The sequence below is a fragment of the Paracoccus saliphilus genome, assembly GCF_028553805.1.
In the GTDB taxonomy this organism is placed as follows: domain Bacteria; phylum Pseudomonadota; class Alphaproteobacteria; order Rhodobacterales; family Rhodobacteraceae; genus Paracoccus; species Paracoccus saliphilus.
Window position 1 is genome coordinate 2,198,396 of the sequence record NZ_CP067140.1, and the last position, 15,164, is coordinate 2,213,559.

Sequence of the window (15,164 nt, forward strand, 5' to 3'; positions counted from 1 at the left end):
TAATGAATACAAGGATCATGATAGCTGGCTTATTGGTGATGATCGGAGCGGGCAACCTGCCCGTCGTGGCGGAAACGGCATGGCATAATTCACGCCATCACGGTGAGAGCCATATCCGCAGCCGGGTCACCAACGCGACACCAAAGCTGCACGCCCTATTTCCTGAACTGAACCATGTCACACTCAACCTGTCCACCCTATCCGAAGTCGCCCTGGTAATGAACGCGACGGATTGGACGCCAGAAAGGAAGCGCGAGGCGGCGAAAGCCGGACAGGCTATTCTAGTGATGCCGGTGCGCATGGTTTTCCCGGACACCGGCAGTAGCGTCTATGTTCCCAACGGCAATGGAGACCGAACCCAATATTTTCCCAATCCTGAAATCTTTGCGAAGGCCATTGGCAAAACGCATATATCCCGCGAAGGACAGGCACTCTTTGATGCTCTGGGAATCACGGAGGCGGATTTTCAGAAACATCCCAAGGGGGTGGCCGAGCTACGGATATGGGGCGACATGAATCAGGGAGTTCAGCTTGGGTTCGAAGATGTCGGCGCCAGAGAGGCGTACATCCACTATAGCATCGGGAAAGGCCCCTGGCTAATCACTGAGGTGATTTTCTGGAACATTCCGGCCAGCGGGCAGCCCTATGCAGGAGCAAAACCATTCGGCATCCAGTTCGACATGACAAGACAGGAAGTTCGGGAGCGAGTGACGGTAGAGATGACCGTTGAAGATGCTGCGGCCGATGTCTGGGACTTGGGTGACCTCGAACTGGTCGTCAACTACATCGAGGACACGCAATCCATACGATGTGTCAGCTATAACGTGCCACAAGAAATCGATTAACAGGGGAGCCCGCATGGCACTCAACATCGATAACGCCATCAAGCTGATCGGGCATTCGTCGGATCACCCTAGTCTGGAGAGGTTGCTTCTCGACGCCGGTATCGAGAAGCTGCCTGAGGACGGCGACGACTTTACCTTGAGACAAGTTGAGGCAGATAAAGGCGCGGTCATACTGCAATTCACCACAGCCTATCAGCATAGCTATGGCCCGCCCCGTAGTGAGGGGTCACTGATCCTGGAGGACGTGACGGTTCAGAACTCGCGTTTTGAAGAGGGGATCGGGCCAATCACGGGCAACCTCCCCCTGGGACTCCGGTTGGACATGATGCAAGACGAGGTTGTCGCGCTACTGGGCGAACCGACATCAAGCATGGAATTCCTCGGTGGGTTTTTCCTGACCTATGACGGTCTCTTTCCCGAACTGACCGTGAATATCAGGTTGGACCTCGACAGCCGGATTATCCATTTCGTCCGTTTCATGCCCGCGGAAATCTTGACGGATTGAACGTCAGAGAATCAACAATATGGAAGGTAACAACAACATTGCTCCAGCTCTTTCGACCTTCAGTCGACGACATTTGCTAACCACTCTTGGTTCGGCAGGCTTTCTAGCCAGGTTCAGTTCATCAAGATCATTATCGCAGGAAAGACCGATGAAGCATGACGGTGCGTTTCCCACGCTGCTAGATCTGGATGCATCACTGGCATCTCGTGGTGTCTCCGGCGCAGATCGACAAATGCTTCTCAAACTGGCCAAACCCGCCATGGCCTTCCCGTCAACGGTAATGGAAGACAGCAACATACCAACAGGCACCAGCAAGATTGGTGGTGCTCCTGATATGCCGCGGGGTATGGGCTGGCCTTTTCGGGAGGCAACCGAAGTCGGAATGAGAGAGGTGGCACAGCTGCGTAAAATGCTCGCAGAAAACCCCAGCGATTATCTGGAAGGCGAGTTGTCTCTGAAAGCGCCCCTCGCATCAGCAGCTGCGCCACTCACCTTCATGGCGCAAGTCGATCTTGTGGCCTGTGCCGCAACGGGAGGCGATATGGATCCCGACATTCCAACGGAAGGAATATTCCTGCTCTTTTACGACCTCGTATTCCGGCCTTGGTATGGTCATGAATCAAGCGGGAATGCCGTCTTCCGGCTTCTGCATGTCACAGCCGAAAAGACGATGCTTGTGCGGCGGGAACCTCCAGAGATCGGCTATCCCCTTTTCGGTTCCATGGAGGAGTTCAAGGATCGGCTGCCATCGGCGCTCCTCGATCCCGTGCCCACATACACATTGCCGGACTCAGGCTCCTCTCCGTTTCTACTTCATTACGACATCACCAAACCATTGCCGCATGACGAATGGCTGGACAGTGACCGTTTCAGCCTTGGAAGCGCAATCCAATTGGGTGGTTGGCCGGAAAACATACAAGGCGATATGGCAATTGAACTGGCAGCCGATGATGCCGGTATTGAACTGCCTTACGGCGACGCGTTCCTACCTGCCGCGCGGGCCATCGAACCCCTGGCGGAACAATGGGTTCACCTGATCCAGCTCGGCGATTACGACACGCCTTACAATGATTTCGACGGGCTCTATCACGTCTGGATCAAACGCGAAGACCTTCGACGGCGAGATTTCACCAAGGCGCGTCTTGTCTACCGAACAACCTGAGCCCCGTCACCTTCCAATTGCCATGTTTGCCATCCCAATTCCAGGGTATTGAAAGGAGCAGCTAGGCTCGACACAAAGGCTCAGCGGGGTTCCGTTTAAGAGGTGCCTTCGGCTCGGCTTGGCCATCTCCCGGCCGCTCAGGACATTCATTTGACGGCCGAGACGCGCAAATCGATCGATCAGGCTGATGACTTGTCTGGGAGAAATGGGTCGGGATGATGTAACACCCACGATCCCTGGTGCGATGATCCATCCGGTTGCGCCTGGTTCAACCCTGCCCTTAGACGTGTCTCCGCCTTCAAACGTGGACTGCCGACCGCCACCGCCGATGTGTCTGCAAAATGAATGACCAGTCCGAGAGAGAACTTGGCAGGATCGTTCGATGTGGCGTTCTTCCCGTCCGCGTCAACATAGAATTGGGAAATATCAGATTGACGCGACGCAGCACCAACCGCTCTATTGGCATTCAATGGCAAGAAAATGCGTATAGCAGTTAGATGGCAAGCTGCCCAAGCAAGAGCAACAGAGATCAACCAACTCCTGAACTGATCTGGAGGCCTTTTGTGACAAGCACACCAAGCAGCGAAGAGCGTATTCCTCTATCAAAGCTGAATTTCCCGAAATTTCATTACCGAAGCAATGAACGCCTCGTCGGCAAGTTTCCGGAAGACAGGCTTCTCTTCGTTTACGATGGCGTTTGTGTGCTCTGCTCGGGTGGCGCTAAAATGGTGGCAAAACGTGACAAATTCGACCGCGTTCGTTTTGTTAGCGGTCAATCTGAGCTTGGGAAGGAGTTCTTCAAGCATTACGGTTTGCCTTCCACTGAGTTTACAGCGCAGCTCGTGATCGCTGACGGTGAAGCGTTCACAGGCTTCGATGGTTTCGCCGAGACCATCAGACGACTCCCCATCAGCTGGCTGCATCTGGGCAGGCTATTGCGATACCTGCCATTCAAGGAAAAGATATACAGCTGGTTGGCAAGAAATCGTTATCGCGTGTTTGGGCGCCGTTCCAACTGTATGATACCGCCCGTGGAATTGAAGAAGCGATTTATCGCTTGATCAAACAGTTAAACCGGATCAATCGGATTGGGCCGATCAGGTTGGTATCAACACGGTTCCATAGGCGAAAATCAGAAATGGGTATGAAACACATATGACAAAGATCACCGCCATCCTCGTATGCCTGCTGCTTGCAGGCTGCATGGGAGAAGATGATCCGGTGCCAACCACGGTGTGCGATGAGCCGGATCCGGTAACGGGAGTCCAAAGCTGCGGGTGATGTGGAGTCTGAGATCAGGCTAATGGATTAAGTGTTATCAGCCTTCATTCTGCTTGATTTGCGCCATGGCGCCGAGCAGCGCGTGTTCGACTCCGCTCTTCGTGTTCCCGGCGACGAAAACGATATTTCCCCCGGCTTCGGCGGCAGTCGTTACGGCCTCCATCTCGTTCACGGAGGTGAAGAAATCCAGCGCGTCCTTGTCTGTCAGGCCCGTGGTGGCCGTGAATTTTTTCAAAGCCTCGGCATTCCCTTCCGCAATGATATTGCGGAACTTGGCATAGGCCTCACCCTTGATGCGCAGGGATTCTCCCTCGGCATTCGCCGCGGCAACGGATTTGATCCGCAGCGCCTCGCCTTCATTCGTCGCGGCGTCTTTCAGGCGTTGGGCGGCGATCACCCGGTCGAAGGCTTCCCGAAGCTCGGTCGAGGGCTGCGGGTCATCCACGAGGACGTTCTCGATCTTGAAGCCGAACTCGCCCATCCGGGCAGCGAGAGTTTGCTCCACATCCGTTTCGAACGCGTCACGGGACTTGAACAGATCATCGAATGTCATGCTCGAGGCTGTGGCACGAACCTGGTTCACGACATATGAGCGGATCTGGGTTTCCGGGTCATCGAGACGGTAGAAGGCATCCTGCGCGCCGCCCTCCTTCACCGCGAACTGGACACGGATCGGAACGACCACGAACGCGTTGTCCGAGCTTTTCACGCCCACGTCTTCGCCGATCTCGCGGACGCGCATCGAAAAATTGCTCGTGGCGGACTGGATGGGCCAGGGCAGCTTGAAAGAAAGCCCCGCCTGACGAACCGAGCTGAATTTCCCGAAGGTCTCGATCAGCCGGACGTTTTGCTGACTGGTGATGACAATCATCGATGGGAGCAGGAGGATCACCAGGAAGATGATGATAGGGAGCCAGGGGTTGGAAAGCAGGAAATACATGATGGCCCTTTCGGGATGGGGTTTCGGAACAGGTCAGTGATCAGGAAATGCGTATTCAGCCAAGCTGTCGTCAATTTAAGTAATCGGCGTCCGTGACTTTCTCCATCCACGTAACAGGTGATCCGTCGATGGATTCCTGTATTGCGATATGGCTCATGGCGGTGTCGGGAGCGGCGCCGTGCCAGTGCTTTTCCCCGGCCGCAAACCAGACGACATCACCGGCGCGAATTTTCTCGACCGGCCCGCCCTCACGCTGGACGCGGCCACAGCCAAAGGTCACGATCAAAGTCTGACCGGCCGGATGGGTGTGCCATGCCGTGCGCGCGCCCGGCTCGAATGTCACATGAGCGCCACTGGTACGGCCCGGAGCCTCCGCCGAGAACAACGGATCGATACGGACAGGACCGGTAAACCAGTCAGCCGGGCCAGCACCGGAGGGCGTTTGCCCCGGGCGGATGATTTTCATTTGCCAATCCTTTCGCTTGTTTGCAGTTGCTGCATGATCTGCTGAACATCTCCGAAATGCACCCTCGCTCCGTGCCTGGCGTAGATCTGAACAGTAGATCCCGAGTTAGTCGATCTGAAGCTGCACATTATGCGGAGCTGGGGCATGGAGATGCCCAGAATATGTTGACATGTTTACACCCGAAATGGGCGTTGCGAATATCCTTGCTTCGTCACCAGCGTCCCGATCAGGATCAGACCGCCGTTCAAAGCGGGTTTTGCCAGAAATATACCTTCGGTGTTAGGGTCATCTCACCCCCACATCCGGAGATCATCATGCGCATTCTCCTGCCAATCCTTTTCCTCGCCCAACTCTCGGCATGCGTCGAGGCTGAATCACCGGCGATCCTGCGCGACCGGCAGGAGGCCGCATGCACCGCCGTCATCGCCGCACATGTTCGGCGTCCCGCCAGCTCCGTCGCCTCTCGTTGGCTTTCCGAGACAGGGGGCGTGGCGAAAGTCGAAGCATGGGACAGCGACCGGCGGCATATCTGCGATGTGGACAGCTCAGCAGAGGTTCTGGGCTATTCTCATCCGAATGCGTGACCTGAGCCCTTCCGATTGTAAGGCCCTACCCCGCTGGAAAAGGTGAATAGTCAGTTCCATATGCCTTCGCCGGGCTGGCAGGAAAGCTCTGATTCGGCCAGTAAACGACTTGCTTTCGCTTTGCTGAGGCATGACCCGAGCAATTGCAGCGGAGTCATACTATCCGCCCACCCTGTTTTCTTTTGAGCAGACATATCGGATGCAACACTATCAGTCCAAATCCGCCTTACCCGCTATGACATGCGCAGTTTGGTCACCCCCCTACCCTCCTATCTTCAACGAAACGCCGAAGACGATGGCGAGTCCAAGGATACTTTATAATCTCGCCAACACATCCCGGAGATCATTGCTGGTTTCGTCGACACTGCATTCCGGGAAATTGCCGGACATGAAATCGCGATACACTATCGAACGAGAATTTCATGCGATCTCTGTTGGCCAGCGCTTTTCTGGTCTGCGCAACTACCCGCCCTTTCTTCGCTGACTCGGCGAAATCCCGCGTTCTGATGGACATCCGGACATCGGATATGCTGAAGAACCGTATGAATGGGGTCAGCATCGTGGCCGATTGGCAACCACCCAAAACTTGGGATTGTGAAGATCGCTGGCAACCATGTCACAAAAGCCGCAACCGGACCGACTTCCCGAAAGAGTTCGCGCTTCAAGGCCCGATCTCACATATTCTTACGCTGCACGAGGAGTTTGTCGATCCGGCGCCCGTCCACATCCACAACCTCGATCCGCCAGCCGCCAAGCTCGAAATGTTCGCCCGGTTGCGGCAACATCCCCAGCTTTTCCAACACGAGGCCAGCCACCGTCGCGTAGTCGCGATCCCCGTCGAGCAACAATCCTATTCGTTCCGCGAATTCATCGACGGGGGTCCAACCTGCCACCAGAAGGCTGCCGTCCTCGCGGGAAACGATCTTCGCTTCGGCTCCTTCGCCCTCGTGGAATTCACCGACAATTGCCTCGAGTACGTCCATCGGGGTGATGATTCCCTCGAAATGACCGTATTCGTCATATACGAGAACCATATGCGCAGGGGTCTTGCGTAGCATCTCGAGCACATCAAGCGCAGCCATCCCGTCGCGAACCACCGGCGCTTCGACGATCAGATCGCGCAGTTCCGGCGCTACACCGGATGCTCCGGCATCAAGGAAATCGCGGGACTTGACGACACCGACAATATCGTCGGGACCGCCACCTCGCACCGGAAGACGCGAATGATCCGTTTCCCGAAAGCGCGCGACCACGGCCGCCGGATCATCCGCTATATCCACGAGTTCGACCTCGTGCCTCGGCACCATCAGCCCCCGCGCCGTGCGGTCGGCAATCCGCATTACCCCGGCGATCATCTCGGTTTCGGCCACTTCCATCACGCCGGCGGTGCGGGCCTCCGACAGAACCAGCCTGATCTCCTCATCCGTCACGCCGTTATCCGGGGTGCCGGACTGACCGAGAAGCGCAAGCACGATCTTGCCAGATTTGTCGAGCAGCCAAACCACCGGCGCGGCGGCAATCGAGATGGCTTGAAGAAGCGGCGCGATCCGCGCGGCCGCGCTTTCGGGGGCACGAAGCGCGATCTGCTTGGGCACCAATTCCCCGAACACCAGCGATAGATAGGTGATCGCGACCACAACACCCCCGACACCGATGGTCTGTGCCAGGGCGACGCTCAACCCGGCCGCAGTCAGGGCATCGGCCAAGCGCACGCCGAGCGTCGCCCCCGAAAAGGCCCCGGACAGGATACCGACCAGGGTGATGCCGATCTGCACGCTGGACAGGAACCTGCCGGGGTCCGCCGCAAGGCGCATGGCGATCCCGGCCCCGCGGCTGCCATTATCGGCCATGACCTTGAGACGCGCAGTGCGCGAAGAGACGACGGCAAGCTCGGACATGGCCAGAACGCCATTAACAAGCGTCATGGTAAAAACGATCAGGATCTCAAGCAGCATGCTCTATCGGTTCCCTACGGGTCCAATCTCTCTTCCGGTTCTCGCGGCCAACGTTCCTCCTGAACATCCGCCACCTTGACCCAGCCTAAACTAGGTCGGACATGGCGACCATGGAAATGATGCGCCTCCTCTCTCTCACGATCATCTTATCCCATGCCGACACGGATGAGCGATAGAAGCAGATCATCACAGTGGCGAAGGTGGGAACGGATGCCATAGATGCGGAATGCATCTCGGATTTCATCTGTCCGAGATACCTGCGCCATTCCGAAGATCGATGCCGGATGGGATTGCTTTCCTTGCGGCGCCTTCAGCGGTTCGGCCATAATTTACCCAAATCGCCCGTCTTTCCATGATTCTGAGCGTCGCGAGCCGAAATGCCGTCATTCGAACAAGATTACTCCTTTGGTGGCGATAGATGTCTGCTCGCCTTGACCATGACATATGCGCCGACCAAACTATCCTTGGTCATTTTGACCACCTCCCTGTTGGACTTGCCTCGCGCCGACCGGCGCGAGGTCTTTAATTCGACTGCTTGCAAGATTTTGGGGGTGGATCAGGTCTGAGATTCAAACAGGATGCTGGCAGCGAGATAGCCCGTATGTGGTGGTGCGGGACCTACTTCGTTTTTCCAGACCCGGGCAGTTTTCGAAGCCCTTGGGGTGGACAGAGGCTTAATTCTGCCAAGCAGGAACGTCTTGAGCTTGAAAATGAAAGACTCGGATCAGGGGTCCTGCAGCTCATCAAGTCGCGCGTTGGCAAGCTCAGCGTAGGCTTCATCAATCTCGATGCCTATCCCGTGCCAGCCAAGTATCTGGGCCGCGACCAGCGTGGTGCCTGACCCCACGAATGGATCCAGAACGACACCTGCCTTGCCGTGCATGCGAAGGCATCGCAGCGGAAGGCCGACGGGAAAAGCTGCGGGATGATTGAACTTTCCGGCCCTGCTGCGAACCGTCTCGTAAGGAATGTACCAGGAGTTTCCAGCGCATCTCCTGTCCGATCTCGCATGTCTCCAGCGGTCAATATTACTCTTGTCCTGGTAGGGTACGCCGACAGCGAGACGATCAATTTTCACATCGCCACGCTTCGTAAAATGGAAGATCTCTTCGTGAGTGCGGTTCAGATATCGCTGGCTGTTGACCGGTTTGAAATGGCCGATCGATTTCTCTCCGATACTGATATTCTTGACCCATGAAATCCGATTCTGCAGCATCAGGTGCTTTCGAAACTCCGCCGCGACATCCGACGAAATCCACGGATCCGGCCCCGCACCGAGATTGATAAAGACTGATCCGTCATCCGCCAGCACCCGCGTAATCTGCGAGGCAATTTCTTCCATCCATTCCATATATTCGGAACGAGGCTTGCTGTCGTGATACGTGCGATACCTGATGCCAATATTATATGGCGGGGAGGTGACCACGGCATCAATACTGTTTGCTTCGATCTTGCGCAGGAGATCAAGGCAGTCACCGACCACAACGGTCTGGGAAGGATCATGGTCCTTGCGAGATGGGATCGTGTTGGGAAAGGCGGGAAAAACAGGCGCGGCATCGAGATGCCCGCGCTGCAGGAAATTGCGATCATTGATTGTCATTCTTGTCGGCACTCCGGTTAAACAAGCCGACAGGAATAATAGTGCCGTAAATGCTGCTGGAAACAAGTGTGTGCGCGTAATCCACAGGTTTCGATTGCTGTGGCTCTCCCATGGCCAGGCAGGGAATGAACTGAGTGAAGGCCTTTTCCACAACCGCCACGCGCCTCGTGTTGCCTTCATCAATCACGCCGGCCTGCTGCCCAGCGTCGATGGTTTTCCTGAGCAGCCTTTCCACACTTTTCACGCCAATCCACTTACGCCAGCGGGCCAGGGTACGCGGATTGAGCGGAGGGCAATGGGAGATAGATTTGACACTTCAGCGGAGGGCTAATTGCCTTACTCACCGCGCCCTGGCTGTCAGGCAATTGAAATCACAGCACCTGCGGGAAATAGCAGTCCGTTGCAGGGGTGCGGCGCTGCAGAACAGGCAGATGCCGTTCGTCCTAAGTCCATACCAGGCAAGGCCCGATGCGGCTGATCTCGATCTTGGAGGTATCGCTAAGATGTTCCTCATCGACCTACTGGAAATCGACCCGGCAGGGGCTAGATGTTGACAACTTCGAGATTGTAATCGCGGATGAAGGTGTCGGTCATGGCAACTCCGGGACCATCAGGTCATCAACTGGACCATCCAGATGCAACCGTGCGCCGGTCAGAGCTTGCAGTTCGTCAAGGGAAACCGTGGTCAATTTCTCGCGCAGCACAAAATGCCCTTCCCGTATGTCCACGACTGCCAGCGACGTGTAGACGCGGGTCACACAGCCTAACCCGGTTAACGGCAAAGTGCAGGTCTCGACCAGCTTTGGCCGGCCGTCCTTGGTCACGTGATCGCTGATCACGGCGACCTGCTTCGCGCCATGAACCAGATCCATCGCGCCGCCCACCGCCGGAACATGCTTTGGCCCGGTAGACCAGTTCGCGAGATCGCCATTCGCGGCGACTTCATAGGCGCCAAGAATTGCCACATCCAGATGACCGCCGCGAACCATTGCGAAGCTGTCGGCATGGTGAAAGAACGAAGCACCGGGTTTAAGGGTCACCGCCTTCTTCCCGGCGTTGATGAGATCCCAGTCCTCCTCTCCGGCTGCAGGAGCCTCGCCAAAATTCAGGATCCCGTTCTCGGTGTGAAAGATCGCCTCGCGTCCAGGAGGCTGGTATCGAGCCACCATCTCGGGAAACCCGATGCCGAGGTTGACGTAAGCACCATCGGCAATGTCCTGTGCCGCACGCCAGGCGATCTGGTTGTTTGTCAGTTTGTCCATGGTTCAGTTCTCCAATGGGTAGGCAGCACCTGCGCGCACCAGGTCCTCTTCCTGATGAGGCCTGGAAAGATCGACGACCTTCTGAACGAAGATTCCCGGCGTGACGACGGCCTCGGGATCGATGCCTCCAGGGGCCACAATACGCCTCGCCTGAACAATAGTCTCGGCCGCAGCCATGCACATCAATGGGCTGAAGTTGCGTGCGGCCATCCGAAAAGTCAGGTTACCATGGCGGTCCGCCATATCTGCCTTGATCAGCGCGACATCGGCCTTCAGCCAGCGCTCCTGCAGGTAGACGCGTTTCTCGAACTCGGCGACCGGCTTGTCGCGCGCCAGATCGGTGCCGACTCCGGTTGGAGTGTAGAAGGCAGGAATACCCGCACCCCCCGCGCGAATGCGTTCGGCCAGCGTGCCCTGCGGGACGAGTTCAAGCTCCACCCTGCCCTCGCGCCAGGCAGTATTGAACACGCTTGCGTCAGCTGAGCGGGGGAACGAACAGATCATCTTGCGAACCATCCCCACTTCGATCAGCGCAGCAAGGCCGAGATGCGCGTTGCCTGCGTTATTGTTCACCACGGTCAGCTCACCCGGATGCCCGGTCGCCCGAAAGCGGTCAATCAGCGCATGGATCAATTCAAGGGGTGACCCCGCGCCGCCGAAACCGCCGATCATCACCGTCATGCCATCCTCGATACCGGAAACTGCGTCGGCCAAATTCGCTACAATCTTGTCCATCACCTCTCTCCCAATCTTCCCGACTGATCCGCAAATTGTCGATCAGCTGTCGATAACAGCCGTTGCCGCAATCTCGACCAGCAGGTCATCGGCAATCAGGGCACCCGCCTGCAGCAGCGTCGTCGCCGGACGGATATCCCCGAACACTGCACCATGAGCACGTCCAACGGCGTCCCAATCCTCCATGCGCTTCAGAAACACCCGCGTTTCGATTACGTCAGCCAAAGACGCACCGACCTCCGTTAGCGCGGCTCCGATCCGCGAAAGAACCTCGCGGGTCTGCGCCTCGGCATCTCCAGGATACATCGCTCCGTCCGGCCCCGAAGCTGCAGTGCCGGATACCACCACCAAATTGCCTGCGCGCACCGCCCGCGAATAACCGATGGCGGCACCCCAGTGGCCGGTGACCTCAACTTGTTGTCTCATGGCTGTCACTCCTTCGAAAATGCCTTGGGCAACGCCCGGTCAAAGGCATCGATAATTTCCTGGATGTCATCGGGCGTCATGGCTGTCGAAAAGGCCATCAGGCCGTTTGCTGCAATGATCACGCCCTCGTCGAACAAGGAACGGGCCAAGGCTGCTACACGCTTCGGTCCGTCCCCTGCGGCGAAGGTCGAGCGGAAATCGGTCAGTTCGGCATTGCTCAGGTGCATGCGGCGCAGCGAGCCTAGTCCCGTCACCTGGCCTTCAATGCCATGGCGGCGGAAACAGTCGCCGATACCTGCATCGAAAAGTTCGCCAAGGCTTTCGAGATGTTCAAACGAAACTGGCGTCAGGTCTTCCAGTGCCGCGATGCCGGCCATCATGGACATGGGATTGGCGCTGAAGGTTCCGCCATGCGGCACAGCCGGGCTGCCTATTGTCGGGTCGAAGACGGACATGACTTCCCGCCGCCCTCCGATCGCGCCGATGGGGAACCCGCCACCGATCACCTTCCCTAAGGTGGTGAGATCGGGATCTACACCGAACCGCCCTTGCGCACCATGATAGCCCAACCGGAAGGTGATAACCTCGTCCAGGATCAGAAGTGCGCCGAGTTCGCGCGTCACGCGGCGCAGCATCTGAAGAAATTCAGGCTTAGCCGGCACGAGACCGGCACGATTCGGCATCACGTCGACCAGAACTGCCGCCAGGGAATTGCCCTTTGCCCGGAGGATCGCTTCGGCAACGGGCGTGTTGTTGAAAGGTATGACGACCACATCGTCCAGCACGCCTTGTGGCGTACCTTTTGCGGTCGGCACGGAGGCCGGATTGTCAATCTCACCCCAGGATTCCGGGCGGGCTTCCTGGCTGGTTTCAGCCGGGTCGTAGGTGCCGTGATAGGCCCCCTCGCATTTGGCGAATCTCGAACGCCCGGTGAAGGCTCGCGCCACCTTGATCGCGTTCATCACGGCCTCGGTTCCGGAGTTCGTATAGCGCAAAAGCTCGACCGACGGCAGGCGCTCGCAAAGCATCTCGGAAAGCCTGATCTCACCCTCGGTAGCCATTCCGAAGCACGGACCCGCGTCAATCTGGCGCCGTGCAGCTTCGCGGATACGTTCGCTGCCATAGCCATGGATCAGCGCAGTAAAATTGCCGACCGCATCTATACGATCATCTCCGTCGATGTCTGTGATGCGGCAACCGTGGCCTCGCAGGGCGTAAACCTGATGAGGCTGGCGAAAAACGGTGTGACGGGTATTTCCCCCTGGCATCACCTTTTTTGCGCGATCATAAAGTGTAGCGGATTTCGAGGTTTCGAACATGTTTGGTCAGCCTTTCACGGGACGAGGTCAAAGGAAGAAGACGGTGCCAGATCTATCCGCTCGCGCCGGAACGTGGCTCCGACCTCGAACTCTTCAGCAAAGCGGCGGCCGGACCAGACGGCCTGGAAAATGGCAGCTGGCGCCTCGCAATCACCGATACGGGAGACCGCCGGTCCGCCCGACATGTCTGAGAGTTCAGCGAAAAGGCCGCCATGCGGCTGGCGCGCTGTGACAAGCACAACCGCGTCCGTGTCAAGGATGGTTTCGACACCAGTACGGACGTCATACAACGTGGCCTTGTCGCCATCGGTGCCGTTCAAGCCGGTGTGAGTCACCATCCGCACACCCAGTCCCTGAAGACGGCGAACCGTTCGGATATTCTCCAGCGTGTTGAGGGTGAATGCTGAGATATCCGCTGCGGGTGTTACGAGCGTTACCTGCGCCCCCTCATAGGCCAGCTTTTCGGCAATCACCGCACCCATGTAATAATGGTCATCGTCATAAACGAGCACATCGCCTGGCGGCGGGCAGCGGCCGCGCATGATGTCGTCCGGCGTGTAGAGCGGCATCAGGGAAGAGAGCGGCAGAGGCCGATGTGAGGCCCGGCCAATGCCGTCCTTGCGCCAAGACGATCCGGTTGCCAGCACGACCTGATCGGCCTCGAACTCGAGGATATCCTCGGCGCTCAATTCGCTGGACAGATAAACGTCAACATTTGGCATCTTACCGATCTGGGTCACGCGCCAGTCGCGGACCCGCAGCCATTCGCGCAGGCAGGGCAATTCAGCTTCCAGCGTCACCCGCCCTCCCAGCCGCTTTTCGCTCTCGGCCAGCGTCACTCGATAGCCGCGCTGTCCCAAGGCGCGGGCACATTCCAGCCCTGCCGGCCCTCCTCCGACGATCAGAACGGATTTCTCGGATTTCGCCGGTCCGATGCGTTCTGGGTGCCAGCCACGTCGCCATTCGTCTCCGATCGTCGGGTTCTGCGTGCATCGCAAATTCACCATCGCGAAGTGGCTGGAGACACAGATGTTGCAACCAATGCACTCGCGGATATCCTCATAGCGTCCTTCCTCGATTTTCTTGGGAAGGAACGGATCCGCAATCGACGGACGCGCCGCGCCGATCATATCCAGGACGCCTCGGCGCACGAGGCTGGCCATCGTATCGGGAGAGGTAAAGCGGCCGACACCGATCACCGGCTTGGTGGTCACGCTCTTGATACCCAGCATGAACGGCTCGTGGTCGTTTTCGGGGGCAAAGCGCGAGGTGGGGGAGTCGTCGGCCCAGGTTCCGACCACCAGGTCCCAGAGATCGGGCAGTTCGGCCAGCATCGAGATCGCCTCGATCCCCTCATCGGCGACGCGAAGGCCTTGGTCACCAAACAGCTCATCCACAATCAGGCGGACCGAGATCGCCACTCCCTCGCCGGCACCCTCGCGTGAAACCTCAATCAGCTCCTTCAGCAAGCGCACCCGGTTCGCAAGACTGCCACCATATTCATCGCTACGCTGGTTGCGCGGGGAAAGAAACTGAAAGGCGATGGTCGAGAAATTCGAATCGACATTGATGATGTCGAAGCCAGCCTTGCGGGCCCGGATGGCTGCCGCCTTCCACCAGTCCCGCAGATTGCGGATATCGCTCTTGTCCATCGCGCGAACCTGGACGGGATGATAGCCGCTGACGGGGCGGTCCATCGGCCCCAATGGCACCTCCCGGGTCAGGCGATTGCCATTGTAATTGGCAGGATAGGCCAGTTGCACCCCAGCGAGAGAGCCGTGCTCGTGAACCGCATCACACATCAGCGCGAGGGGCGGGATATCCCCGTCGTCCCACAGCATTTGCAGCACTTCCGGCATCAGGTCACCGGTGGGGTGAACAGAGCAATGTTCGGTATTTACGACCGCCCATCCGCCTTCGGCCTTGATTCCCCGCATCCTGGCATGTGCCTGCGGCCGCAGGTTGCCCATTCCGTTGCAGTGCGGTGTCTGGTAGAAACGGTTCCTGGCGATATGCGGACCGATTTTCACGGGCTCGAATAGTATATCGAAGCGGGGATCGCGCATGGCTACTCCATTGCCCCC

General features: G+C 57.6%; 17 protein-coding genes. 6 read left to right on the plus strand and 11 right to left on the minus strand.

Annotated elements, in window-relative coordinates; translation table 11 throughout:
* Positions 1-2 precede the first annotated feature (2 nt).
* The 5 genes from JHX88_RS10555 (at position 3) to JHX88_RS10575 (ending at position 3,793) form a co-directional block, all read left to right on the plus strand.
* On the plus strand, positions 3-845 hold the full coding sequence (locus JHX88_RS10555; RefSeq protein ID WP_141225772.1) for a hypothetical protein: 843 nt from the start codon (positions 3-5) through the stop codon (positions 843-845).
* A 13-nt stretch (positions 846-858) separates the two neighbouring features.
* Positions 859-1,350 carry a hypothetical protein gene (locus JHX88_RS10560; protein WP_076524022.1) on the plus strand — a complete coding sequence of 164 codons (492 nt, stop codon included), beginning with the start codon at positions 859-861 and terminating at the stop codon, positions 1,348-1,350.
* Between the two features lie 148 nt (positions 1,351-1,498).
* Entirely contained in the window at positions 1,499-2,512 is a 1,014-nt protein-coding gene (locus tag JHX88_RS10565; protein ID WP_076524020.1) for a DUF1963 domain-containing protein, read from the plus strand.
* Between the two features lie 563 nt (positions 2,513-3,075).
* Positions 3,076-3,573 (plus strand): thiol-disulfide oxidoreductase DCC family protein, encoded by a 498-nt coding sequence (locus JHX88_RS10570; RefSeq protein ID WP_176011411.1) that lies wholly within the window; start codon positions 3,076-3,078, stop codon positions 3,571-3,573.
* Between the two features lie 94 nt (positions 3,574-3,667).
* The gene (locus JHX88_RS10575; protein WP_272847992.1) at positions 3,668-3,793 is read left to right on the plus strand and encodes a hypothetical protein; all 126 of its coding nucleotides are present in this window, start codon (positions 3,668-3,670) and stop codon (positions 3,791-3,793) included.
* Positions 3,794-3,830: 37 nt separating this feature from the next.
* Here JHX88_RS10575 and JHX88_RS10580 read toward each other — a convergent pair whose 3' ends face one another.
* Together JHX88_RS10580 and JHX88_RS10585 are read right to left on the minus strand one after the other, a co-directional pair.
* Complete coding sequence (locus JHX88_RS10580; protein WP_076524018.1) at positions 3,831-4,733, minus strand: SPFH domain-containing protein; 903 nt, start codon at positions 4,731-4,733, stop codon at positions 3,831-3,833.
* A gap of 70 nt (positions 4,734-4,803) precedes the next feature.
* Complete coding sequence (locus JHX88_RS10585) at positions 4,804-5,199, minus strand: (R)-mandelonitrile lyase (RefSeq protein ID WP_076524016.1); 396 nt, start codon at positions 5,197-5,199, stop codon at positions 4,804-4,806.
* Between the two features lie 314 nt (positions 5,200-5,513).
* On the opposite strand from JHX88_RS10585, the gene JHX88_RS10590 reads away from it, so the two are divergent.
* Positions 5,514-5,783 (plus strand): hypothetical protein, encoded by a 270-nt coding sequence (locus JHX88_RS10590; RefSeq protein ID WP_076524014.1) that lies wholly within the window; start codon positions 5,514-5,516, stop codon positions 5,781-5,783.
* Between the two features lie 674 nt (positions 5,784-6,457).
* Here JHX88_RS10590 and JHX88_RS10595 read toward each other — a convergent pair.
* The 9 genes from JHX88_RS10595 to JHX88_RS10635 all read right to left on the minus strand — a co-directional run bounded on the left by JHX88_RS10595 (position 6,458) and on the right by JHX88_RS10635 (position 15,146).
* Positions 6,458-7,738, minus strand: a complete 1,281-nt coding sequence (locus JHX88_RS10595) for a hemolysin family protein (RefSeq protein WP_076524012.1) — start codon at positions 7,736-7,738, stop codon at positions 6,458-6,460.
* Between the two features lie 146 nt (positions 7,739-7,884).
* Positions 7,885-8,064, minus strand: a complete 180-nt coding sequence (locus JHX88_RS10600; protein WP_076524009.1) for a hypothetical protein — start codon at positions 8,062-8,064, stop codon at positions 7,885-7,887.
* A 398-nt stretch (positions 8,065-8,462) separates the two neighbouring features.
* Positions 8,463-9,338, minus strand: a complete 876-nt coding sequence (locus JHX88_RS10605; protein ID WP_084202919.1) for a DNA-methyltransferase — start codon at positions 9,336-9,338, stop codon at positions 8,463-8,465.
* Positions 9,325-9,582 carry a hypothetical protein gene (locus tag JHX88_RS10610; RefSeq protein WP_141225771.1) on the minus strand — a complete coding sequence of 86 codons (258 nt, stop codon included), beginning with the start codon at positions 9,580-9,582 and terminating at the stop codon, positions 9,325-9,327. Before JHX88_RS10610 ends, JHX88_RS10605 begins: the two co-directional genes overlap by 14 nt.
* A 346-nt stretch (positions 9,583-9,928) precedes the next feature.
* On the minus strand, positions 9,929-10,600 hold the full coding sequence (locus JHX88_RS10615) for a 3-oxoacid CoA-transferase subunit B (protein WP_076524001.1): 672 nt from the start codon (positions 10,598-10,600) through the stop codon (positions 9,929-9,931).
* A gap of 3 nt (positions 10,601-10,603) precedes the next feature.
* A complete protein-coding gene (locus JHX88_RS10620) occupies positions 10,604-11,335 on the minus strand; it encodes a 3-oxoacid CoA-transferase subunit A (protein ID WP_076523999.1) in 732 nt (243 codons plus the stop codon).
* A gap of 42 nt (positions 11,336-11,377) precedes the next feature.
* Positions 11,378-11,761 carry a RidA family protein gene (locus JHX88_RS10625; RefSeq protein WP_076523998.1) on the minus strand — a complete coding sequence of 128 codons (384 nt, stop codon included), beginning with the start codon at positions 11,759-11,761 and terminating at the stop codon, positions 11,378-11,380.
* A 5-nt stretch (positions 11,762-11,766) separates the two neighbouring features.
* Entirely contained in the window at positions 11,767-13,080 is a 1,314-nt protein-coding gene (locus tag JHX88_RS10630) for an aspartate aminotransferase family protein (protein WP_076523997.1), read from the minus strand.
* Between the two features lie 14 nt (positions 13,081-13,094).
* A complete protein-coding gene (locus JHX88_RS10635; protein WP_076523995.1) occupies positions 13,095-15,146 on the minus strand; it encodes an oxidoreductase in 2,052 nt (683 codons plus the stop codon).
* Positions 15,147-15,164 lie beyond the last annotated feature (18 nt).